The sequence below is a fragment of the Ensifer sp. 22521 genome (genome assembly GCF_052044795.1).
Classification (GTDB): Bacteria; Pseudomonadota; Alphaproteobacteria; order Rhizobiales; family Rhizobiaceae; genus Ensifer.
Window position 1 is genome coordinate 1 of the sequence record NZ_JBQENM010000049.1, and the last position, 22,242, is coordinate 22,242.

The window sequence follows — 22,242 nt, forward strand, 5'->3', positions numbered from 1 at the left end:
GTCGCCTGTTCAGCGCCGCCAATGTTGTCCATCTCGACGTTCTGCGCCTTCAGCTTTTCAGCCAAGGACTTGTTCGCTTTGACCGCCTCGAGCAGCGCCGCACGTTGTTCCGGCGTGGCATGCTCGACCCACATGCGCGTTTGGTTCTGCTCCGCAAGTGTGCTTACATCGACGACATTGATCTTGTCGCCGCTGTAGCTGCGCACAGTTTGCTCAATCTCTTTGGGCCAGTCCATTGCGGCACCTTGACCGTGCACGATTCCAACGAAGCTCAGGGCGGAGAGGCTGGCAATCATAGAAAAAGTCGCAATACGGTTCATTGTCATGCTCCTTCCTAGGTTTTGCGCTGGTGACCGGAGCGGCAACCAAGCGCGGCTGCTCAAGCAACTCGTCGCAGCTGAGATTACGCGAAACTCCACCGAGCGATATTGTCCTTAGGGGAAGTCGTCTGAACTTGCCGGCCGCTGGTAGGATCGACGGCCACGATATCTGTAAGTTTCACTGACCGGCTAAGGTCGGTGCGTCTTAGGACCATCCAGGGCCTCCACCGTCTTCAACACCGGCCCGAGGACCATCTCAGCGATATTGTGCTCCTCATGCGGGTCCGATTCGATGTTGAACACCTTCGGATAGCCGTTCATCGGTGCGGCGCTGCTTCCCACTCCGCCCAGCAGCGTTGCGCCGCCAGGGCCGCTGCAGCCGGGCGCCACGTCGGCGAAATAGGCCCGGAATTGCTTCCAGCGGACGGCGACCAGGTCGGAACCGACGAAGGTCAGCAAATGCTCGCGATGTCCGCTGTCATTGTCGCCGAGCAACAGGTCGCGCTGGTCGATCCCGTCGAACGGCCGGTCGTCCGGCACCTTGCCGCCCGCAAGCTTTGCGAATGTCGGGAAGAAGTCCATGATCGAGAACATCGCGTAGGAGGATCGCGGCTGGATCCGTTGCGGCCAGCGGATCACCGGGGCCCATTGGCGTAGAGAAAATACGTGTCTTGGGGCGCGCCCGGCGGATGCGGCAGCGAACGGGTCCCCGCGAGTTCGAGCGGCAAATCGGACAGGACGATGGCATGCGGCGAAAGGACCGCCGGGAGGCATCGGCTCAGTTTGGCACTTGTCGCAATATTATTCGCTTCGACATATGAACCCATATCCGCATGTGCCAGGATCACCTGTCCGCCAAAGCGGGTGGCTGCGGCAGCAAGCGTGTCCTCGATGTCGCCAAGCAACAAATAATTCTGTGGCGGCGTGCAGTCGGCGAAACAGTCGGTCTCGCGATCCAGCACATAGATCTCGCGCTCCGGCAGATGGATGCGCAAGTGGTCGTACGACCGTGGCCCAGACCCATCTCGAACACAATGCCCGGACGGCCGGCTATCTCTCTGAAGGCCCATTCGAGGCAGATGCGCTGGGCCTCCAGGCGGAAGAGCAATCTTTCGAGCCGGGAGTCCTTGCGTCTCCCTTCATCACGCGATTCTTTCGATCTGGCGTCCGTCGGCATACTTATCGTCCCTAGCGCGGCGCTATCATTTCTCAGGTGGCGGCCTCTTCTCCAATGCGATCCACTGGTAGCGGTGAGCGGCTGAACCGACCTATTATCCTTAGTCGGCCCTCGACCTACATAGGCGTGACGCCGTCGGTGGCATTATGATCGCGTTCAAACCAAAAGGCCCGCCTTCAAAACGTATTGACGTTCAGAACCTCGTCATGTTCGCGGCGGGCGGATTGGGTGACCGCGCGAGGCTCGCCTTGTATTCCTCCACCGTTTTCAACACCGGGCCGAGGACCCAGTTGTACATCTCGCCGATATTGTGCTCTTCGTGCGGATCCGACTCGATGTTGAACACCTTTGGGTAGCCGTTCATCGGCGCCGCGCTGCTTCCCACGCCGCCCAGCAGCGTTGCGCCGCCAGGGCCGCTGCGGCCGGGCGCCACGTCGGCGAAATAGGCCCGGAATTGCTTCCATCGGACGGCGACCAGATCGGAACCGACGAAGGTCAGCAAATGCTCGCGATGTCCGCTGTCATTGTCGCCGAGCAGCAGGTCGCTCTGGTCGATCCCGTCGAACGGCCGGTCATCCGGCACCTTGCCGCCCGCAAGCTTCGCGAATGTCGGGAAGAAATCCATGATCGAGAACATCGCATAGGAGGATCGCGGCTTGATCCGTTGCGGCCAGCGAATCACCGCGGCGGTGCGGATCGCGCCCTCGCTGACGTCGCCCAGCGCGCCGCGATAGGGACCGGTCGTTCCCATGTCCGGCATGTCGGTGCCGAAGCGGCTTGCTCCGGGGCCGTCCGGCCCATTGTCGGAGGCGAAGACCACGATGGTGTCTTCCTCGATGCCAAGATCCTTCAGTGCGTCAAGCATCTTGCCGACGATCGCGTCGCCCTCCATCAGCGAGTCGCCGAACTGGCCAATGCGGGAAGCTCCTTCGAAGCGCTTCGAGGGCAGGTTCGGAAAATGCGTCCGGGAGATCGGCAGATACAGGAAGAACGGCTTGCCGGCCGCCTTTTGGCGCTTCATGAAATCGACGCCGCGGTCCACCAGTTCCCAGTCGATCCCGCGACGCACTTCCTCGGTATAGGGTTTCACCAGCTTCACCGGCTCTCCCCGCTTGGCCTCGACGATGTGCGGCCCCTTGTCGAGCGGGACGTCGATGGATTTGGTCTGATGGCCCTGGCGGATCATCCCGAACGCGTCCCAGGTGTCACCAGGAGGGATTCCGTAAAACTCGTCGAAGCCCTGGTTCTGTGGCTGGCTATAGACCTGGGCGCCAAGATGCCACTTGCCGAAGATCGCCGTGGCGTAGCCGGCGTCGTGCAGCATTTCCGCCATGGTGATTTCCTTGTCCGGCAGCGAGAAAGGCGTGCCTGCGACCGCGACCAGCGATAGCCCGGAGCGGATGGAATAGCGACCTGTCATCAATGCGGCGCGCGACGGCGTGCAGGATGGCTCGACCAGGAACTGCGTCAGCCGCAGGCCCTCTGCGGCGAGCTGGTCGATGCGCGGCGTCGGCGACCCGCGCAGCTCCCCACCGCCGTAGACGCCGATGTCGCCGTAGCCGATGTTGTCGGCGAGAACGAAGAGGATGTTTGGCGTCGATTGCTGCGCAGATGCTGTTCCGACAGGCAACGCGTTGGCAACGAGACAGGAGCCAATCGCCAATGCTTCGCGCATTCGCCGCCAAAATTTGAGCCATTTCATGCTGCGTCTCCACGTGTTGGCTATCGATCCGAAACGCCGCAATGTTAGCGTCTGATCGCCGCTCCTATTGCCTGCCGCGATGCACTCTCCGTTACCCTCATGCCATGCGCCAAAATACAACCCCTGCCTATTGCCCCTTGGAGAAGCGGGTCCAACCTCTTCAATCGCCTGACGAAGCGGTCAATGCTCTGTTGACGGCGCTGATCAACAATTCGGCTGGGAACGGCTTGTGCAGATACGCTACGCAGCCTGACTTGACCGCCTCCAGTTCCAGGGCCTCATCCTCCACGGCGGTTATGAAGATGACCGAAAGATTGACTCCGGAGGCCTTGAGGCGGTGCCAGAGCTCGACGCCGGACATGCCACCCAGGTGGATATCGAGCACCACACAGCCAATCCGGCTTGCATTGGCACGGCTGAGAAAGGCCTCCGCGGACGAATGTCCTTCGGTCGCAAAACCATTTGCGTTCAACAATCGTTCGACGCTCCTGCGCATGCTCGGATCGTCTTCGACGACAGCGACTGTGCGGGGTGGGCTTTCCAATTGACGCCTTTCTGGAGCCAATGCGAAAAGCATGACCAGCCCCGATCATGACGATATGACCGACGTCGAGGGCTGGCTATTGTCCTTTGGTGAAGCGCCCGGTCAGTTTTGTTAGCTACCGTCGCAGCGGATCCGCCGTGGCATCGACAAGCCCTAGTCTCTCGGCGATCGACACCGTCTCCGCCAGCGACCGCGCCCCCAGCTTTTCCATGACGTTGTGACGGTGTGCCTTGACCGTCCGTTCGGAGGTACCGAGCGCATAGGCAATCTGCTTGTTGAGCTTGCCGCGGACGATCAGGCCAAAAACTTCGCGTTCACGCGGCGTCAGGTTCACCAGACGCGCCCGGAGCCCATCAATGCGATCCTGCTCGAGACGCCGCGTTTCGCATCGGTGCAACGCTCTCTCGACGGCCTCCAGCAGAGCCTCCTTCGGGGCCGGCTTCTCCAGGAAATCCTCAGCGCCAGCCTTCATCGCTCGAACGCTTGTCCTGATGTCGCCTTGCCCCGTCAGAAACACGATCGGCAGCAGCGGCGCTTTCTCGGCCAGCCTATCCTGCAGTTCCAATCCGCTTAGGCCGGGCAAACCAAGGTCGAGTAGGACGCAGCCATATTCGCAGTCCGGAAACTGCGCGAGAAACTGATCGCCGGATTCATAGAGGGCGACGCGGAAACCGGACACCGAGAGCAGCCTGCCAAGTGCAGTGCGGAAGGATTGGTCATCATCGACTATATGAACGACGGGTTCCAATTGCTTCACCCACTTCGTGCGAGAGGCAGCACAATGCGGAAAACTGCTCCGCCTTCCGGACGGTTGGCCGCCCAGATCTTGCCACCGTAGGTCTCGACTATCGCTCGCGCGATCGAAAGTCCAAGCCCTGTCCCGGACGGCTTGGTAGTATAGAAGGGCTCGAAAACACTGGCGAGTTGTTCGTCGGGGATGCCGCTGCCCGTATCGGAAATCGACAGCTCCACCTTAGATTCCCTCGTCAGCGCTGTCTCAAGCATGAGCCTCCTTTCGGTCGTGACCACGTCCAGCATTGCGTCCATCGCGTTGGTCGCGAGGTTGAGAATGACCTGCTGGACGTGAACCCGGTCGGCTAGGATCGGCAGCTCCCGTGGGGCATGGTTGGAACTGACAACAACGCCTCTTCGCTCAGCCTCGCCATGGAGGATCCTGATCGCGCTCATCGTCACGTCATTGAGATCGAACTCCTGCCAGTCGATCTCGCCGCGTTTCTTAAGAAGACCCCTTATCCGCGAAATGACGTCATGTGCGCGCTGATCGTCGTCCTGAATGTCGACAAGGATCTGCTCGATCAGCTTGAGATCGGGCCGCTCGGACCGAAGGATGACTGCCGCCGCCTCGGCATTGCTGCGGATGGCACCCAGCGGCTGGTTGAGTTCGTGGGCAATCGACGCGGAGAGCGCGCCGGCGGTCGCGGACTGGTTGAGATGAACCACTTGGAGGAGACGATGGCGTGAGTTGGTCTCCGCGGCCCGGCGGCGGCGGCGTTCGACAAGAAGTCCGAAGATAACGGTGCCCTGTGCCATGATAACGGCAAGTGCGGTGACTGTGGCGAGCCAGTACTGTTCCCAGAAGGTCGGCTCTCTGAACATCTGGTTTGTGCCCAGAGGAAGGTTCTTCTGCGACAACCCCCAGCGTTGGAGCTGCCTCGCGTCTGCAACATAGGTTTGCGGAGACTCGCGACTGGAAACAGGCTTGCCAGCAATGGCATCGAGCGCGAGGTCGGCCACTGTCTTTCCCAGCGACTCGAACGTGACCACGCTGCCCCCGACGACACCGTAGTCGACATAAGTGAGATACGGACCGTAGATCGGGGCGCTGGCAGTCTCCGAAATCTGTTTGACCGCTTCACGCGGAATGAAATTGCGGCCGTCGCGATCCTTGAAGATCGTTAGCGCCAGGACGATGCTGTCACTTGGAAATTCGGCGGCCCGCCTGATGAACTCGTCAATCGCCAAGCCTTCCAGGTAGGTCGTTTGGTAATCCTTCGAAAAAGCCGCAAGATCGGCCCGCGCCGTGGCGAGCCACGAACGGTCGAATTTTGATGATCCCCCGATAATGAAGAGATGACGCGCCGCCGGCTGGAGTCCACGAGCCATCTCCGCAGTCTTGACGATGTGAAACTCGCTGAAGGCTCCGACCACATCGCTGGGCAGGCCCATTTCTTCGGCGGTGGATCTGCTGAAGCCGGCGACGATTATCCTTGCACCGTCCGCAAGGTTCTTGCGGTTCTCAGAGATGAACCGCGCCGATTCTTCGCCGAGCGCAATCACCACATCAGGGCGACGATCCGCATACTTGGCCGAAAGATATCCGGCCATTCGGCCGACGTGCTCCGACTCCGGAAATCTCGAAAGATCGAGAAATTCGGAGAAGAGATCGATCCTTCCTTTGGTCGCGTCGAGCAGACGCGTCCTCACGGCCTCTCCGGCCGCGGTCGTCGCGGCTATTCGTTCGTCATATGGGTAGAGAATGAGAACACGTGGATCCCGGCCCACGATCTCCTTGGACGCGGATGGCACCGCAGCAATCGATACAAGAAATATGCAGCAGAGAGCCGCTCGCCACCCGAGCCGGCGCGATCGTGTCCTCCAATTGCGCACCAAGCCCATCCCTTGCCCCGAGAAGCTCATCGACAAATAGCAAAGCCGCGTCGCCCTTACAACTCACCCAATGGAGTCAAGAAGATCACAATCTGTAATGGTTGCCCCAAGGTACAATATCGCTGCGGCTCGCCGTTCGGTAGGGTGCTCGCCACGAGTGTCGTTCGTAACCTGCACGGAGGCTCGGGCTGGATGCCGTTCCGATCGAGAGGCGTCAGAATTTCGATATTGCTCCAGTTGTTTCGATTGATTTTGAGTGAGTAAGCGCACCGCGGCGCTTGTCTCCGTGCGCCTGGGTGAATCACCGTTCGACCGGAGATCTCAACGGAGGACTCGAAATGAAGCGTAGGATCATCTGCGGCGTTGGAGCATTGGCTGCTTCAACCGTTCTCTGGTGTACCGCATTCCCCCTGCAAGCCCAGGAAGCACAAACGAAGCCCAACATTCTCTTCATCGTCTCCGACGACACGGGCTATGGCGATCTGGGTCCCTATGGCGGCGGCGAAGGTCGCGGCATGCCAACTCCTAGCATTGACCGATTGGCCGACGAAGGCATGACGTTTTTTTCCTTCTATGCCCAGCCAAGTTGCACGCCTGGCCGCGCAGCCATGCAGACCGGGCGAATTCCGAACCGCAGCGGCATGACCACCGTGGCCTTCCAGGGCCAGGGTGGTGGTCTGCCGGCAGCCGAATGGACGCTCGCGTCGGTTCTAAAGCGAGGCGGCTACCAAACCTATTTCACCGGCAAATGGCATCTTGGCGAGGCAGACTATGCGATGCCCACCGCACAGGGCTACGACGAAATGAAATATGTCGGTCTTTACCACCTCAACGCCTACACCTATGCCGATCCGACCTGGTTCCCGGACATGGATCCGGAACTCAGGGCCATGTTCCAGAAGGTGACCAAAGGAGCGCTGTCCGGCAAAGCCGGCGGGCCGGTGACCGAGGACTTCAAGATCAACGGCCAGTACGTCGACACGCCGGTGATCGACGGCAAGGAGGGCGTTGTCGGCATCCCCTATTTCGACGGTTATGTCGAAAAGGCGGCACTCGAATTCCTTGATGCGGCTGCCAAGAAGCCCGATCAACCGTTCTTCATCAACGTGAATTTCATGAAGGTGCACCAGCCGAACCTTCCTGCTCCCGAGTTCCAGCACAAGTCCCTATCGAAGAGCAAATATGCGGACTCAGTCGTGGAACTCGACACGCACATCGGCAGGATCATGGACAAGCTCCGTGAAACCGGTCTCGACAATAACACTCTGGTCTTTTACACGACGGACAACGGAGCCTGGCAGGACGTTTATCCGGATGCCGGATATACGCCGTTCCGCGGCAGCAAGGGCACCTTGCGCGAGGGCGGCAATCGCGTTCCCGCGATCGCCGTGTGGCCCGGCAAAATCAAGCCGCGGGCAAAGAATCACGACATCGTCGGCGGCCTCGATCTTATGGCGACATTCGCCGCAATTGGCGGGGTGCCGCTGCCCGATAAGGACCGGGAAGACAAGCCAATCATCTTCGACAGCTATGACATGTCGCCGATCCTTCTTGGCAACGGCAAGTCTGCGCGCAAATCATGGTTCTACTTTACCGAGAACGAGCTCTCCCCCGGAGCGATTCGCGTCAACAACTACAAGTTCGCGTTCAACATCCGTGGCGATGACGGAGCCTCGACCGGTGGCCTGGCCGTCGACTCGAACCTCGGCTGGAAGGGCGCGGAGAAATATGTCGCCACCGTGCCTCAGGTGTTTGACCTGTGGCAGGACCCGCAGGAACGCTACGACATTTTTATGAACAACTTTACGGAGCGGACCTGGATGGGCGTGGTCATGGGCGAAGAATTGAAGAAGATCATGGCCACATACGTGCAGTATCCACCGCGGAAGCCGCAGAGCCTGACCTACAATGGTCCCATCACACTTTCGGATTATGAGCGCTTCCAGTGGGTCCGGGACTCACTCGCAAAGGAGGGCGTCAATATTCCGATCCCGACCGGCAACTGACTTTCTCGCGGCGGCCCCAGAGCACCGGGGTCGCCTCTTTGTTCTAGAACGATATTGTGGAGCGGCCTGTCTGCCGAACCCTTACTGCCCTGCGTCCTGCCTCGACATCGAATGCGATGACTGGTCGGGCGCGCCGCGCCAAATCCTGCGCGTTGCCCCAAAGGACAATATCGCTGAGGCGCGTTCCCGACTAAGCTGCGGTGCGATGAGTGGCGTTCGCGTAAGTAGCGATTACGTGAACTGGGCGTAATTCCAATTTCAACGGACAGCAGACGCGAATGCTCCGGCGTGCTTCCAGCGCATCCGTCGGTGCAAGATTTTTCATGCGGTCGCCAAATTTCGATGGATTGTCGTCCATGCGTCCAGAGTGTCCTTTGTGCGCTCCCCCTTGAACGCGCGGCGCTCCAGCGCGAAGGCCACCGCAAACGGATATCTTCCGAACGGGAGATGTGTATTCACCGGAGGAGCTGAAAATGATCCGAAAAAGCCTTAGTTACAGTCTCGGTGCGTTGACGACTGTGGCGTTTCTCTGGGGCGCGATCGCCCCGACGCAAGCTCAGGAGACGAGAAAGCCGAACATCCTGTTCATCATGGGCGACGACATCGGCTGGATGCAGCCGAGCATCTATCATCAAGGCATTGCGGTGGGAGAAACGCCCAACATTGACCGCATCGGCAATGAGGGTGCGAAGTTCATGACGTACTACGCCGAGCAGAGCTGCACGGCCGGACGCACTGCCTTCCTCACCGGCATGCAGCCGGTGCGCGTCGGCATGGTCCTACCGGAAATTCCCGGAAGCCCGTCCTACTTGCGGACCGGCACGCCTTCGCTCGCCAAGTTCCTATTCGATCTCGGCTACAACACCGGCGAGTTCGGCAAGAACCATCTCGGAGATCACACTGAATCCCTGCCGACCGCGCACGGCTTCCAGGAGTTCTGGGGGTATCTGTATCACCTCGACGCCATGCAGGGAGTAAGCTTCCCTGATATCAACAGGACACCGACCGAGCAGACACTCGCGCCGCCTTGCAAGAACACGCCGATCCCAGGACTTGCGGAGGATCCCGCGGCCGTTGATCCCAAGACGACGACTTGCCTGACGCCACCGCGTCCGATGCTCGCGTGCACATCCTCCGACGGGACGGCGGCGAACCAAAGCTGCAAGGATCAGGGCCCGCTGACGCTGGAGCGATCGAAGACCGTGGACGAGGAGATCTCGGCCAAGGTTATCGACTTCCTCGACCGCAACGATCCCGAGAAGACGAAGAAGCCGTTCTTTGTCTGGTACAACCCGGCCCGTATGCACATCACGACCGTGCTCCCGGACAAGTACCTGGCCATGGTCGGCGAACCTGGCGGCAAGGACTGGGGCGTCAACGAAGCCGGCATGAAGCAGATGGACGACAACATCGGCTACGTGCTGAAAAAGCTCGAGGAGATGGGCGAGCTCGACAATACCATCATCGTCTTCACCACCGATAACGGCGCCGAGACGATCACCTTCCCCGACGGCGGCACCACCCCCTTCAAGGGCGGCAAGCTGTCCACCTGGGAAGGCGGCATGCGCGCGCCGCTGGTCGTACGCTGGCCCGGGCATATCGAGCCCGGAACGGTGAAGAACGAGATGTTCGCCGCTCTCGACTGGCTGCCCACCTTGGTCGACATTGCCGGCGGCCCCGAGGGCAACGAGCTGAAGGCGCGGATCGAGAAGGGCGAGTATCCTGGCATCGCCAAGACCACGCTCGACGGGGTCAACCAGCGCGACTACCTGGAAGGCAAGTCGGAAAAATCCGCGCGCGACCACTTCTTGTACTACTCCGGCAAGGAGCCGTCGGCAGTGCGATACAAGAACTGGAAGATGTACTTCGCGATGGTGTCGGACGACCCGGCTGGCTTTATCTCCGGCGTGCAGCCCTATTCCTGGACGCAGGTCGTCAACATCAAGCGCGATCCGTTCGAAACTTCGGTCGGCCAGCAGATCAAGACACTGTTCGGCATGGGCGGCGCCATCGCCTCTCCGTCGACGGCCTATGTCTATGACTGGAACATGCTGCCCATCGGGCAGCAGTTGTGGCTGAAGCACCTTGAGAGCTACATCGAATTCCCACCGATGCAGGACCCGGCAAGCTACAATCTGGAGCAGGTCATGCAGAAGGTCCGGGAAATGAAGACTGGTCACGACTGACGCGCCAATGGGCGTACGACATGGCGGGGCGGCCCAGGAGGGCCGCCTGCCAACCGGACGCCGCTGCGGATCGCTCGGTATTTTTCACGGGAAAGTAGCGGAACGACCCCCAAAGCGCTTGCCGTTACCGCGGCAACTGCTCGGCCAACAACAGGAGACACGACATGGGAGTGTTCCATCATTTCGACCTCGGCCGTCGCCGATTGTTCGTAACGCTTGTGGCAATACTGGTTCCGATCGCCGTCGCCTGCTCCGGCGGTCCTTCACAGGCCCAGACCGATCCGCTGCCCTCATGGAGCGACACCGCGCCGAAAGCGGCCATCGTCGCGTTCGTCGAGAAGGTGACCACCGAGAACTCGCCCGACTTCGTTCCGGAACCGGAGCGCATCGCCGTCTTCGACAATGACGGCACGTTGTGGGTCGAACATCCGATGTATACCCAGCTCGCCTTCGCGCTCGACCGCGTGAAGGCCGAGGCTGCCGCCCATCCGGAATGGAAGGACACCCAGCCGTTCAAGGCAGTTCTGGAGGGCGACATGAAGGCGCTGGCTGCATCGGGCGAAAAGGGCCTGGTGGAGCTCATCATGGAGACCCATGCGGACATGACCAATGACGAGTTCCAGAAGGTCGTTTCCGATTGGATCGCCACGGCGCGCGATCCGAAGTTCAAGAAACCCTATATCGAGCTCGTCTACCAGCCGATGATCGAACTGCTCGCCTATCTCCGCGACAACGGCTTCAAGACCTTCATCGTATCGGGTGGCGGTATCGAATTCATGCGGCCATGGACGGAGCAGATCTACGGCGTCCCGCCCGAGCAGGTCGTCGGATCGTCGATCAAGACTCAGTTCGAGATGCGAGACGGCACGCCGACCCTGTTCCGTCTGCCGCAAGTCAACTTCATCGATGACAAGAGCGGCAAGCCGGTCGGTATCAACGAACATATCGGCCGCCGTCCGATCGCCGCCTTCGGCAATTCCGACGGCGATCTGGAAATGCTGCAATGGACGACAATGACGGGTGGGAGCGTCCGTTTCGGCATGCTCATTCATCACACCGATGCCGAACGCGAATACGCCTACGACCGCGACACCGAATTCGGCCGCCTCGACGAGGCGCTTGATGCGGCGGCGATAAACAAATGGACCGTGGTCGACATGAAGGCGGATTGGAAAGAGATCTTTCCGAAGAAGTAAACTGCGTTGTGTGCATCGCGTGCGACACTCTTGTGTAGTCAATGTCCATCCACGTTCATGAGGCCATCAGGACAGGCGGCCCTGCCGCTTATCCCAAACTCGAAGGACATCCACGATGAGACCCAATCATATCGCCGGCTTGATAGCCGTTGTTGGAGGCCTGGCACTGGCAGCAACTGCTGCACTCGCCCAGGATTCCACCAAGAAGCAGCATGTGCCGCTGGGCAAGGCGATCGGAACGGTCCCGCCCACCGGTCCGGTGCCGTCACTTGCAGTCATCAACTCGGATGGCGCTAAGATCGACGGTGACAAATTGGTTCTGACTGGCGTGTCGGCAAATTCGATCGTCTTTGCCGATCGACCGGTGCGGGCCGCCGGACATGTAACCACCGAACAGTTCATCATGCAGTGGGATGAAGGCAAGGACAACTTCGCCATCGACCCTCCAAACGCAACGGTGTCGGTGCTGGGAGGTGGCGGCTCGGACGTCAGTGACGTCGTGGTCACCCTGAAATCTCCAAAGCTGGAAGGTACTACGCTCACATTCGATATTGCCGTTCTGGAAGGAAGTCTGAGTGGTGCGGCCGGACCCGCTGCGGTTTTCATCGATCATTTCGCCGGTGGTTTTGGCGGCGGCGGTTTTGGCGGAGGTGGCTTCCGCGGTGGGGACTTTGGTGGGGGTGGGTTCCGCGGTGCGGACTTTGGCGGAGGTGGCTTCCGCGGTGGGGACCTGGCCGCGGGCGGGTTCCACGCAAGCTCCGCGCGTGTCAACGACGTCAACGTCACCCATGTCGGAGGCAACTACTGGCATGCCCCCGTTTACAACGGGGCTTGGTATCGCGGTGGTGCGGTTGCCACGGGAGTGGTGGCTGGCGCCGCCGTCGGCGCCGCAGCAGCCAATCCGTATTACTACCCGCCGCAATGCGGCTACTATCCGTACCCGCCTTGCTACTAAGCTGGGTGGTTGGCCTGATCAGTGCGAATGCAACCGTTCCCAGTGGAGAACGCTAGGCTGATTGGGCCTTTCTGGTTGCTTTTATGCCAGATGCTTTGGTCGCGCTGCCGGGTCAGCGCGCCCCCTATTCCGGAACGATACGGAGCTTTCGATTGACGGGGCTTATCCACTCATCGGCAATTATTCGGGCAGCCTTGTTGTTTGGCGCCTCGCTTGTGTTCCCCGCACCGATTGCCGCCGCTGAGACGTCTCCGTCTCCTGCCGCTGACCCGTTGGTCGCTCCCCATGATGGATTCGTCGACGAAAAGACGTGTACGTCCTGCCACACCGAACAGGTCGCCGCATTCGCCAAATCGCACCACGCCAAGGCGATGGCCCTTGCCGATGATAAATCCGTGCGCGCCGATTTCAACAACACCCGGTTCGAGCGTGATGGCGTTGCGGCGGACTTCTTCCGCCGAGACCGTCGCTTCTTCGTCCGCACCGAAGGACCGGATGGCCAGCCGGCGGACTTCGAGGTCAAATACACGTTCGCCTATGAGCCTCTCCAGCAGTATCTGGTCAATCTCGGCGGTGGCAGGCTGCAGGCTCTCGACATCGCCTGGGACACGAAAAAGCAGGCGTGGTTCTGGCTGGGCGAAGGCGGTGCGGCAAAACCGGGCTCGACCTTTCATTGGACGGGTCCGTTTTATCGCTGGAACCGTACCTGCATCGACTGTCATTCCACCGATACGCGCACCAATTTCGATCCGCAGACGAACGAATATAAATCCTCGTACGTGGCGACGAGCATTGGTTGCCAGTCCTGCCATGGGGGCGGTGCAAGGCATCTCAAATGGGCCAGAGCCAAGGCGGCAAATGCTGCAACGGCGGCGACAGATTCCGGCCTCTCGAAGGTCGACGCGAACACCTGCTTCGCCTGTCATGCGCGACGCAGCAGACTTGTCGGTGACTATCGACCAGGGGGATCCTTTCTCGACCATTTTTCTCCAGCGTTGCTTCGCAGCGATCTTTACTTCCCAGACGGGCAAATTCGCGACGAGGTGTTCGAATACGGCTCCTTCCTGCAGAGCAAGATGGCAAACGCAGGCGTCACCTGCATAGACTGCCACAGACCTCACGAGGGTACTGTCAAAGCCGCCGGCAACGCCCTATGCACGCAGTGCCACGCCGAAACTGCGCCCGAACGCTTTACAAGCAACGACCCGAGCGGGGCGTTCGACACGCCGGCCCACACGCATCACCCGCAAGGCTCGGCTGGCGCTCTTTGCGTCAACTGTCACATGCCGGAGCGTACCTACATGAAGGTGGATCCCCGGCGCGACCATTCCTTCGTCATCCCCCGCCCTGACCTTTCCGCGCTGTACGGAACGCCGAATGCCTGCACGTCGTGCCACGAGGGCAAAACGAACGCCTGGGCGTCCGAGAACCTGGACAGGTGGTATGGCAAGGCCTGGCGGAAACGCCCGACGATTGCGCACGCCTTCGCGGCAGCGGCGCAGGGCGATCGTGCAGCAACCGACGATCTGCGCAGGTTTTTGGCCGACCGCGAACAACCTGGCATCGTCAGGGGCAGTGCGATTACTGAAATGACAAGGCTCGACGGAGCCGCCACGGCCGCGGACGTCAGGGCGGCAGCGGAAGACCGGGATCCGCTCGTTCGGCTGGGGGCAGCGGAGGCGGCTGCCAACTTGTCCCCCGAGCTGCGGCTGGACGCGGTCGGTGTCCTGCTTGGAGACGAAACCCGAGCGGTCCGCGTGGCAGCGGCCAAGGCTCTTGGCACCACTCCGTCACTGGACCTCCTCGGCGATCAACGGCGCGCATTCGATGCCGCCGTCGACGACCTGCGTGCCTATGTCCAAGCCAACGCGGACAGCGCCGAGACACAGAACAACCATGGGACCTTCCTGTTCGAACAGAGACGCAGGGTCGAGGCGGAAAAGGCCTTCCGCCGGGCAATTTCTCTCGATCCGACGCTTTCAGGCCCGCGCATCAATCTTGCCGAACTGTACCGCGCCGTCGGTGACAACGAGAAATCCGAGCATGCTTATGCCGAGGCGGTCGCGGCAAATCCGGACCGGGCCGACCTTCGCTATGGACACGGGTTGTCGCTCGTTCGTCAAAAGGCGATGCCGAATGCGATTGAGGAGTTGGAAGCGGCAGTGCGCCTGGATCCAGGTAATTCCCGATATCGGGCGACGGCGGCGATAGCGCTCGATGCAGTTGGCCGAACGGATGACGCTTTCGCTCTGTTCGCTCCCGCTGTCGTAGGTGGTGCAACTGACGCCAATCTGCTCGGCACTGCCATTCAACTTGGTCTCAAACTCGGACGCTATGCCGAGACGCTTAAGTTTGCGAAGGCGCTCGCCGGTCTCCAACCGAACGATCCACGGACTGCAGAACTCGTCAGGCAATTACAGGATGCGGTTGAGCACGGCAGGTAAGCTTGGGCTTCGCACTTGTGGCGCGGCACCGGAATTTCGGATGGACGATGGCGTATCCGTTTTCGTTGATCCTGACGGGTTGGGGGCTGGTTCACTTTGCTGTGCTAATCGTTCCTGTGAGGCCGGCATCCAGAGAGCGTGCTGACGCACGTGGGGGAATGCCTCGCCCAACTCGAGTGGGTCAGCAGTTGGCCACGACGCGTGGCCGATCTGAGCGAAGTGGGGACGCTAGGAGCAGGCAGTGACGAATGCGGCGGCCTAGGCCATATGGAAGTAACCGTAGAAGGTCTCGTCGAGGTGCTCATCGCCGAGGTCTTCAATGGCATAGGAGTGGACCTGAAACGCGGAGTTGTTGACACACGTGGAGCTTACAAAATTCCGACGCCGCCTTCTCAACGGCCTTGGCGCAACCACCTCGAATCCTTGACATCACCTTTGATAACGAGGCAGCGCCGGCCTTCACGCGCGACGGCATCTGCAGTCTCCTCGGCGTCTTTGTCTTCGTCGAGATGGAGGATGACGATGTCAGCTCCCTCGCGCGCAAACAGAACTCGTCTTATTCCTGAATCGCCACCGCTGACGATCGCAAACTTGTCCTTCAGCTTGTCAGAGCCGAGATAAAAAGGCGCGTCATAGAGGGCAAGCGGCGACAACTTGGTCTCGTCGCCCGCCCGCCTAGCGCATTAGGCCCGCCGCACGCAGCGCATCTTCGATCGTCCGACGAATGCCGTCCGCCGGTACCGCTCGACGCGGGCTATCCGCTTTGCCGCGCGAGTTGGGGGCAGGGACGTCAATGTCGGCCCCAGGGGTGGGGTGGCTAAAAGATGGCGCTGCAATTCCGAATGACAGCGCAATTTCCTCAGTCGACGAAATGCCGACGTCGAGCATATAGGGTCCTGCCCGCCCGTAACCGCTTTTGACGTCGATTGGCGTGCCGTGGCCCATGCCCTTGACGCGATTGAGCTGTAGGCGCTCCGTCCCGTCAGCACCTACCCAGACCAGGCGTTCAAGCCGTCGCTGTATATGTGATCGAGGGGTTGCTTTTGCATCGTGGATGCCCCGCCACTGCTCGACAATCGCGTCTGCATTGGCCGAGTTGACGATTGCGTCCTGGGTTCCCTGCCAGACCGATATTGAAGGCCATGGCCCCTTTGACTTGGAAGCAGATCGAAGCAGCTTTTGAAGCGATTGTCCGTCGGGAATGCCTTGCGCCCGCATCCGGTCGAACGCCTGTGGTATCGTGTGCGCTGTCCCATAGGGAACGCCCGCTATGATTGCGCCGCCGGCAAAGACTTCAGGATAGGTCGCCAGCATCACATTCGCCATAGCGCCGCCTGCCGACAGGCCGGTGATATAGACCCGGCTGGCATCGATGCCATAGCGTGCTTCAGCGGCCTCGATCATCTGGCGGATCGAAAGCGCTTCCCCTCGATCGCGCGCTATGTCGTTCGACTGGAACCAATTGAAGCAGAGATTGGCATTGTTGGTGCGGATCTGCTGAGGAAACAAGACGACAAAGCCGTTCTCGTCGGCCAGTTTGCTCCATCCCGAGCCAGTATCGTATGTCGCCGCCGTCTGAGTACAGCCATGGAGCACCACGACAAGCGCCGGCCGCGGAGATATTTTGGATGGGACATGAACCCTTGCCTCGAGCTGGCCTGGGTTCGATCCAAAGGCCTCGAATGGAGCCAGGTGGCTTTCGCGGCGAGGCGCGACCGGATTTGTGCGGAATTGTTTGAGAAGGGCGAGGGTGTTGGACAGCGAGCGCATGACAGACCTCCAGGCCGTAACGGCCAGGATGGCTATCATAGCGGCCTTAGGCAGCTATCGGACTTGATTGCTGCAATGCACAATTAATGCTGTGACGCAATATTTCAATAGCGGATCGTTGAATTCGCACGTAACGACTTGGTCGAGTTTAACGGAGGCGCTCACAAATACGTCAATCCAGCCAACGGTTAAGGAAGGTAAGGCAAGACCGTCGCCAAATCGGGCTATGGTCGAGGGTGGTAATGACCACATCCCATTGTGAATTGGGATCGAGAAGGCCCTATGCCTGGATGATCCGTAGTGCCCGGATACCGGCCGCGTGGAGCAGCGCGGCCCTCGTCGTATCGCGGTCTCGTTTTTCGATGCCGCCCGCGGTGGTCTGCAGATCCATCACAGGATCTGCTGCTGTCCGGATCGGCACGATACCGACCTGCTCCCGCATCTCACGGATGGTGGCGACGGCACGTCGAGCAGCTGTCGCACTTCAGAATGTACCTTCTGTGCAAGGATCGCATAATGTATCGTCGGGAACGAGGTAGGCGGAGAGGCCGCAAGCGCAGCCTCTCACGGGAAGGTCAGTTCACGGCGAGATTCGACCGCCACCGGACTTCGCTTTGATCATCCACGGCAGAACCGCGGGAGCTTTCACGAGTATGCCCTTCTTCTTCGCGAAGGCGCGGAGGGCGTCTCGCGCCACCTGAACGGGCTTGTGACCGTCATGGGCCAGGTAGCACGTCTTCAGGGTCGCGTCATGAATGATGTCGCGATTTCCTTTAGACCATTCCTCAAGGAAATCGATCGCATCGTGCAGGTTTGTGATTTCGAGGACCAGATCCTTCCTTTCACGCAGGTAAACTGGCCGGTCAAACATCTTCGTTTGCATTTCTACCTCACTGAATAGCTCCGTCACCACTCCCAACCTGAGCAGCCAGTCATCCAGCGGTGCCCAGTCGGTGGGGCCGGTCGGTTGGATTTCGTCAGGCCCGCTCTCGGGAGAACGGGCCTGAACCATCGCTCTAGAAGTCCATTCCTGCGCCGGCCGGTAGTGCTGGCGCGGCGTCCTTCTTAGGCTTCTCAGCGATCATCGCCTCGGTCGTAACCAGGAGGCCCGCGACGGAGGCAGCATCCTGGAGCGCGGTGCGCACCACCTTGGCCGGGTCGATCACACCTTGTATATACAGGTCGCCATATTCACCGGTCTGAGCGTTCCACCCGTAGGGGAAGTCCGTTTTCTCGCGCAGCTTGCCGACGATGATTGAGCCTTCGGCGCCAGCATTCTCAGCGATTTGTCGAACCGGTGCCTCGACCGCACGCCTCACGATCTCGATCCCAACCTTTTGGTCTTGATTGGCCGAAGGGAGATCGTCGAGCGCCTTGACCGCCCGTAGCAGCGCGACACCGCCACCAGGCAGAATACCTTCTTCCACTGCCGCTCGGGTGGCATGCAGCGCATCGTCGACGCGGTCTTTCTTTTCCTTCACCTCTACCTCGGTCGAGCCGCCGACACGAATGACGGCAACACCGCCGGCGAGTTTGGCCAGGCGCTCCTGCAGCTTCTCGCGATCGTAGTCGGACGTGGTTTCTTCGATCTGGGCGCGGATCTGCGAGACACGGCCGTCAATATCAGCTTTGGCGCCAACGCCGTCGATGATCGTTGTGTTCTCCTTCTCGATCGTGACTTTCTTCGCCCGGCCGAGCATGTCGAGGGTGACATTCTCGAGCTTGATACCGACGTCGTCAGACACAATCGTGCCGCCGGTGAGAACGGCGATATCTTCAAGCATGGCCTTGCGGCGATCGCCGAAGCCCGGAGCCTTGACAGCTGCGATCTTCAGGCCGCCGCGCAACTTGTTGACGACCAGCGTTGCGAGCGCTTCGCCTTCGACATCTTCAGCAATGATCAGCAGCGGCTTGCTGGATTGCACCACCGCTTCGAGCACCGGCAGCATGGCTTGAAGGTTGGAAAGCTTCTTCTCGTGAATGAGGATGTAGGGATCGTCGAATTCGGTCCGCATCTTGTCGGCATTCGTCACGAAATACGGACTGAGATAGCCGCGGTCGAACTGCATACCTTCGACGACTTCGAGTTCGGTCTCCGCCGTCTTGGCTTCCTCGACGGTGATGACACCTTCATTCCCTACCTTTTGCATCGCCTCCGCGAGATAACGGCCGATTTCCTCGTCGCCGTTGGCCGAGATCGTGCCGACTTGAGCGATCTCCGAGTTGTTGGAGATCTTGCGGGCGTTGGTCTTGAGTTCCTTCACGATCGCGTCAACCGCGAGATCAATGCCGCGCTTGAGATCCATGGGATTCATGCCGGAAGCAACCGCCTTAGCCCCTTCCTTGACGATCGCCTGCGCCAGCACGGTGGCCGTGGTCGTTCCGTCACCGGCGAGATCGTTGGTTTTGGAGGCGACTTCGCGCAGCATCTGCGCGCCCATATTCTCGAACTTGTCTTCCAGTTCGATTTCCTTGGCGACCGAGACGCCGTCCTTGGTGATGCGAGGGGCGCCAAAGGACTTGTCGATAACGACATTGCGCCCCTTTGGGCCGAGCGTCACCTTGACGGCATTGGCAAGGACATCGACCCCACGCAGCATGCGTTCACGGGCATCGGTGTGAAACTTGACTTCTTTCGCAGCCATTTCCTTAACTCCTCAATAGGCAGCTATTTGACTGATGGATTTATGGTGTGGTTGGCTCAGGCTGCCTGCTGGCGCTCGACTTGGGCTTCGAGGACACCGAGGACCTCGCTCTCTTTCATGATCAGCAGGTCTTCCCCGTCGATCTTGATCTCGGTCCCTGACCACTTGCCGAACAGGATGCGGTCGCCTGCCTTGACATCGAGCGCTTGGACCTGGCCCGCTTCGTTGCGTTCGCCAGGGCCGACGGCGACGACTTCACCCTCCTGAGGTTTCTCCTTTGCGGTATCGGGAATGATGATCCCGCCCCTGGTTTTCTCTTCCGATTCAACCCGGCGGACGAGAATACGATCATGCAGCGGTCGGAAAGACATGTTTTCCTCCATGGACAAACAGTAGTGACGTTGTTCCCCCATCACCGGACCGGATGACCAGTCCGGACGGGTACAAAACCTCATATGAGCGTCTTGCGCAAAATCATCTGGTTTCACGACTTTTCGGATTCAAGGGGTGAAACCAAAAAAATTAGCACTCGCATCGCGGGGCTGCTAACGTGCTGTAAAGGAACAACAAAGCCCTGCTTTGCGCTGAGAATTCCGTTGATAACCGCGAACAATTACGCCGCCTTAGCGCTTATTGAGTAACGGAGATGAAGCATGCGATATTCATCGGCTTTCGAGCGTCAAATAAACGGCTACGGACTGACCACCGCGCATATCCTTTACCGCATTCCCGATTTAGAATCCGTTCTGCGGACCTAAGTCTGGCTCTTGCTCCCGACTTTCCTGAAATGCAGAAATTCCTCGTTTTCTGGCAAGCCAATCTCGACGGTCCGCTGCATTCCGTTCGCTATACCCATCAGCGCCTGATCCGACCGAACGAATGGCGCAGTATTGCAGGTGAGTTCAAGCTGCACTGAGATTTGCGTCGCGACCATAGATGTGGGGCGGCGTCTCGATCTCGCCACATGAGGCCGGACACACGTCAGCGCCTGACCACATGCCTGTACCGAAGTAAGATTCCGCTTGCATCTTCCGGGGCGTCCACACACGTCCCATTGCTGGCGATTGCCGGTGTCTCGAGCGACCTTCTGTCGAGGTGGCGCGGGGACGCCAGCGGGTCGTCGGCGGCGCGGCGTGCCGGGACAAGTCGCTCCACCAAGCGGATGACGACGGGAGACAGCGGCAGAAACACGGCTGCGACCAGCAGGTTGAAGGCGGCGTGGAGGCCGACGGCGGTTTCATCCGCCCGTTTGAAAACATGTGCTGATCGGCGCGACATGGCTCCTGCTCGCCGTTGGCCACTAAGATTATCGCCCGGTGGCAGAGCGGTACATTGTCACGTAGCATCCTCGCGTTAATGTGGTATTTGATATACTACATTAACGGGGAGCGCCCATGGACACGGACGAAGTACGCAAGCCTATGGTTTTTTCTGGCGAGCAGGTGAGCGGCAGAGATCTCAATGGCAGCAGCCTGATGCCGATGCTCGTCGTCGGGCTTGTGCTGGTTGCAATTGGCTACGCGGCCGTGATGATCTTTGTCTAGGCAGCCGTTTCAGGGGTGGGAGGGGCGTAACCTACGAGGCGGGCGCCCATTAAATGCGCTCCACTGGATAGGCGAAGCAGAGCCAGGCTGGTTGGCGGGCCACCGTAGAGAGGCTGCCTCCGGGACGTCAGCGGCCTATCGCCGTTGGTGGCCTGTTTCTACCGCTGCGCGGTGTGTGTGATTGTGGAAAGAACGTCTACGCGCTGTGTCCTGACTGAGCCGTCCGCCTCGACGATTGCCTGCCAGCGCCTATTGCCGCAGCGCACAGAAAGGCGCCAGCGGCCGTCATCCTCTCCTACCCCGCGTTCCACACGGGAGGAGACCAGGCCGCGGCGCATGTGGTCGCGCAAGGTTTGCGTCGGCCAGTTGAAGCGTGCCGCAAGCATCTCTGCCGGCAACAGGAATTCGCCTGCTGCATCGCGGGAAAGAACGAGCGGCTGGGTGTTGATTTCCATCATGACAGCGTCTCGCGCGCAGTCGGCGCAACGAGCAAGGAACCCTTGCCGCCGTCGAAGGCGATGGCAAGGCGAACGCAATGGACGATGCGCGGCGCCCGGTCGAGCAGGTGCATGGCGAACTCCGGCGGATGCGGCATGTGGAGCGCAGCAATCATCAATCCCGATACCATCCAGTCCCCCTTCGTCTCACGCAGCGTTCGCATTGATACCGAGCAGCGGGCCGAGCGCCGCCCGGTTCTGCACGATGTCGGCTAGCGTGTACTTGTCGAGCACGGCGAGGAACGCGCCTAGCGCCTCGTGCAGCATGCCCTTGAGCTGACAGGCTGGCGAAATCACGCAGCTGTGCCCTCCTGCTTGCATGCATTCGGCCAGCGCGAACTCCTCCTCGGTCGCTCGCACCAGCGCGCCAACAGCGATCTCCTCCGATGCCCTCGCGAGCCGGATGCCGCCCGCACGCCCGCGCGTCGTTTCGACGATTCCGAGGTCGCGCAAAGTCTGCGCCACCTTAAGGAGGTGGTTGCGTGAAAGCCCATAGGCTTGCGCCACGTCATTGACCGTGCATGTGCCGTTCCGTCGCGTCGCGGCGAAGATCAGCATGCGCAGGGCATAGTCGGTGTGGAGTGTCATTCGCATCGTCGCAGTGAATTCCATAAAGTGGTATTTTGTG

The 22,242-nt window shown here is 60.1% G+C and carries 20 protein-coding genes and 2 pseudogenes; 7 read left to right on the plus strand and 15 right to left on the minus strand.

The window, feature by feature from the left end:
* The 7 genes and pseudogenes from ACTJKE_RS35410 to ACTJKE_RS35440 form a co-directional block, all read right to left on the minus strand.
* Window positions 1-320: hypothetical protein (locus ACTJKE_RS35410; RefSeq protein ID WP_440693022.1), on the minus strand; the 320-nt coding region annotated here is incomplete at its 3' end.
* Window positions 321-509: 189 nt separating this feature from the next.
* Window positions 510-914 carry a hypothetical protein gene (locus ACTJKE_RS35415; protein WP_440693797.1) on the minus strand — a complete coding sequence of 135 codons (405 nt, stop codon included), beginning with the start codon at window positions 912-914 and terminating at the stop codon, window positions 510-512.
* A 41-nt stretch (window positions 915-955) separates the two neighbouring features.
* Window positions 956-1,497: pseudogene (locus ACTJKE_RS35420) on the minus strand (class I SAM-dependent methyltransferase).
* Window positions 1,498-1,690: 193 nt separating this feature from the next.
* Window positions 1,691-3,199 (minus strand): arylsulfatase, encoded by a 1,509-nt coding sequence (locus tag ACTJKE_RS35425; protein ID WP_440661858.1) that lies wholly within the window; start codon window positions 3,197-3,199, stop codon window positions 1,691-1,693.
* Window positions 3,200-3,359: 160 nt separating this feature from the next.
* A complete protein-coding gene (locus ACTJKE_RS35430) occupies window positions 3,360-3,776 on the minus strand; it encodes a response regulator transcription factor (RefSeq protein WP_058328602.1) in 417 nt (138 codons plus the stop codon).
* A gap of 82 nt (window positions 3,777-3,858) precedes the next feature.
* Window positions 3,859-4,500, minus strand: a complete 642-nt coding sequence (locus tag ACTJKE_RS35435) for a response regulator transcription factor (RefSeq protein ID WP_113514703.1) — start codon at window positions 4,498-4,500, stop codon at window positions 3,859-3,861.
* The gene (locus ACTJKE_RS35440) at window positions 4,497-6,380 is read right to left on the minus strand and encodes a sensor histidine kinase (protein WP_440693799.1); all 1,884 of its coding nucleotides are present in this window, start codon (window positions 6,378-6,380) and stop codon (window positions 4,497-4,499) included. Before ACTJKE_RS35440 ends, ACTJKE_RS35435 begins: the two co-directional genes overlap by 4 nt.
* A gap of 329 nt (window positions 6,381-6,709) precedes the next feature.
* On the opposite strand from ACTJKE_RS35440, the gene ACTJKE_RS35445 reads away from it, so the two are divergent.
* The 5 genes from ACTJKE_RS35445 to ACTJKE_RS35465 all read left to right on the plus strand — a co-directional run bounded on the left by ACTJKE_RS35445 (window position 6,710) and on the right by ACTJKE_RS35465 (window position 15,158).
* Window positions 6,710-8,377, plus strand: coding sequence for an arylsulfatase (locus ACTJKE_RS35445; RefSeq protein ID WP_058328605.1), 1,668 nt, complete (start codon window positions 6,710-6,712; stop codon window positions 8,375-8,377).
* A gap of 590 nt (window positions 8,378-8,967) precedes the next feature.
* Window positions 8,968-10,563 (plus strand): arylsulfatase, encoded by a 1,596-nt coding sequence (locus ACTJKE_RS35450; protein ID WP_245296198.1) that lies wholly within the window; start codon window positions 8,968-8,970, stop codon window positions 10,561-10,563.
* A 164-nt stretch (window positions 10,564-10,727) separates the two neighbouring features.
* Complete coding sequence (locus tag ACTJKE_RS35455) at window positions 10,728-11,759, plus strand: HAD family hydrolase (protein WP_058328606.1); 1,032 nt, start codon at window positions 10,728-10,730, stop codon at window positions 11,757-11,759.
* 115 nt (window positions 11,760-11,874) lie between these two features.
* Window positions 11,875-12,714 (plus strand): hypothetical protein, encoded by an 840-nt coding sequence (locus ACTJKE_RS35460; RefSeq protein ID WP_058328607.1) that lies wholly within the window; start codon window positions 11,875-11,877, stop codon window positions 12,712-12,714.
* A 152-nt stretch (window positions 12,715-12,866) separates the two neighbouring features.
* Window positions 12,867-15,158 (plus strand): tetratricopeptide repeat protein, encoded by a 2,292-nt coding sequence (locus tag ACTJKE_RS35465; RefSeq protein WP_156436955.1) that lies wholly within the window; start codon window positions 12,867-12,869, stop codon window positions 15,156-15,158.
* Window positions 15,159-15,550: 392 nt separating this feature from the next.
* Here the strand turns inward: ACTJKE_RS35465 and ACTJKE_RS35470 are convergent, their stop codons facing one another.
* The 5 genes from ACTJKE_RS35470 to ACTJKE_RS35490 all read right to left on the minus strand — a co-directional run bounded on the left by ACTJKE_RS35470 (window position 15,551) and on the right by ACTJKE_RS35490 (window position 19,944).
* A complete protein-coding gene (locus ACTJKE_RS35470; protein ID WP_058328608.1) occupies window positions 15,551-15,811 on the minus strand; it encodes a hypothetical protein in 261 nt (86 codons plus the stop codon).
* Between the two features lie 22 nt (window positions 15,812-15,833).
* Window positions 15,834-16,928, minus strand: coding sequence for an extracellular catalytic domain type 1 short-chain-length polyhydroxyalkanoate depolymerase (locus ACTJKE_RS35475; RefSeq protein WP_440661853.1), 1,095 nt, complete (start codon window positions 16,926-16,928; stop codon window positions 15,834-15,836).
* Between the two features lie 580 nt (window positions 16,929-17,508).
* Window positions 17,509-17,811, minus strand: a complete 303-nt coding sequence (locus ACTJKE_RS35480) for a DUF982 domain-containing protein (protein ID WP_058328615.1) — start codon at window positions 17,809-17,811, stop codon at window positions 17,509-17,511.
* A gap of 133 nt (window positions 17,812-17,944) precedes the next feature.
* Complete coding sequence (groL, locus tag ACTJKE_RS35485; protein WP_440693802.1) at window positions 17,945-19,573, minus strand: chaperonin GroEL; 1,629 nt, start codon at window positions 19,571-19,573, stop codon at window positions 17,945-17,947.
* Between the two features lie 56 nt (window positions 19,574-19,629).
* Entirely contained in the window at window positions 19,630-19,944 is a 315-nt protein-coding gene (locus tag ACTJKE_RS35490; RefSeq protein ID WP_058328616.1) for a co-chaperone GroES, read from the minus strand.
* 282 nt (window positions 19,945-20,226) lie between these two features.
* On the opposite strand from ACTJKE_RS35490, the pseudogene ACTJKE_RS35495 reads away from it, so the two are divergent.
* Both ACTJKE_RS35495 and ACTJKE_RS35500 read left to right on the plus strand, forming a co-directional pair.
* Window positions 20,227-20,489, plus strand: a pseudogene (locus ACTJKE_RS35495) (aspartate-semialdehyde dehydrogenase).
* A 478-nt stretch (window positions 20,490-20,967) separates the two neighbouring features.
* The gene (locus tag ACTJKE_RS35500; protein WP_197423405.1) at window positions 20,968-21,117 is read left to right on the plus strand and encodes a hypothetical protein; all 150 of its coding nucleotides are present in this window, start codon (window positions 20,968-20,970) and stop codon (window positions 21,115-21,117) included.
* Window positions 21,118-21,275: 158 nt separating this feature from the next.
* Here the strand turns inward: ACTJKE_RS35500 and ACTJKE_RS35505 are convergent, their stop codons facing one another.
* From ACTJKE_RS35505 to ACTJKE_RS35515, 3 genes are all read right to left on the minus strand, one after another.
* Window positions 21,276-21,575 (minus strand): DUF6522 family protein, encoded by a 300-nt coding sequence (locus tag ACTJKE_RS35505; protein WP_245296027.1) that lies wholly within the window; start codon window positions 21,573-21,575, stop codon window positions 21,276-21,278.
* Window positions 21,572-21,745 carry a hypothetical protein gene (locus ACTJKE_RS35510; protein ID WP_156433207.1) on the minus strand — a complete coding sequence of 58 codons (174 nt, stop codon included), beginning with the start codon at window positions 21,743-21,745 and terminating at the stop codon, window positions 21,572-21,574. The genes ACTJKE_RS35505 and ACTJKE_RS35510 overlap by 4 nt, the downstream gene beginning before the upstream one ends.
* A 16-nt stretch (window positions 21,746-21,761) precedes the next feature.
* Window positions 21,762-22,242, minus strand: a 481-nt coding sequence (locus ACTJKE_RS35515) for an RrF2 family transcriptional regulator (protein ID WP_440693804.1), incomplete at its 5' end; no start/stop codon positions are given.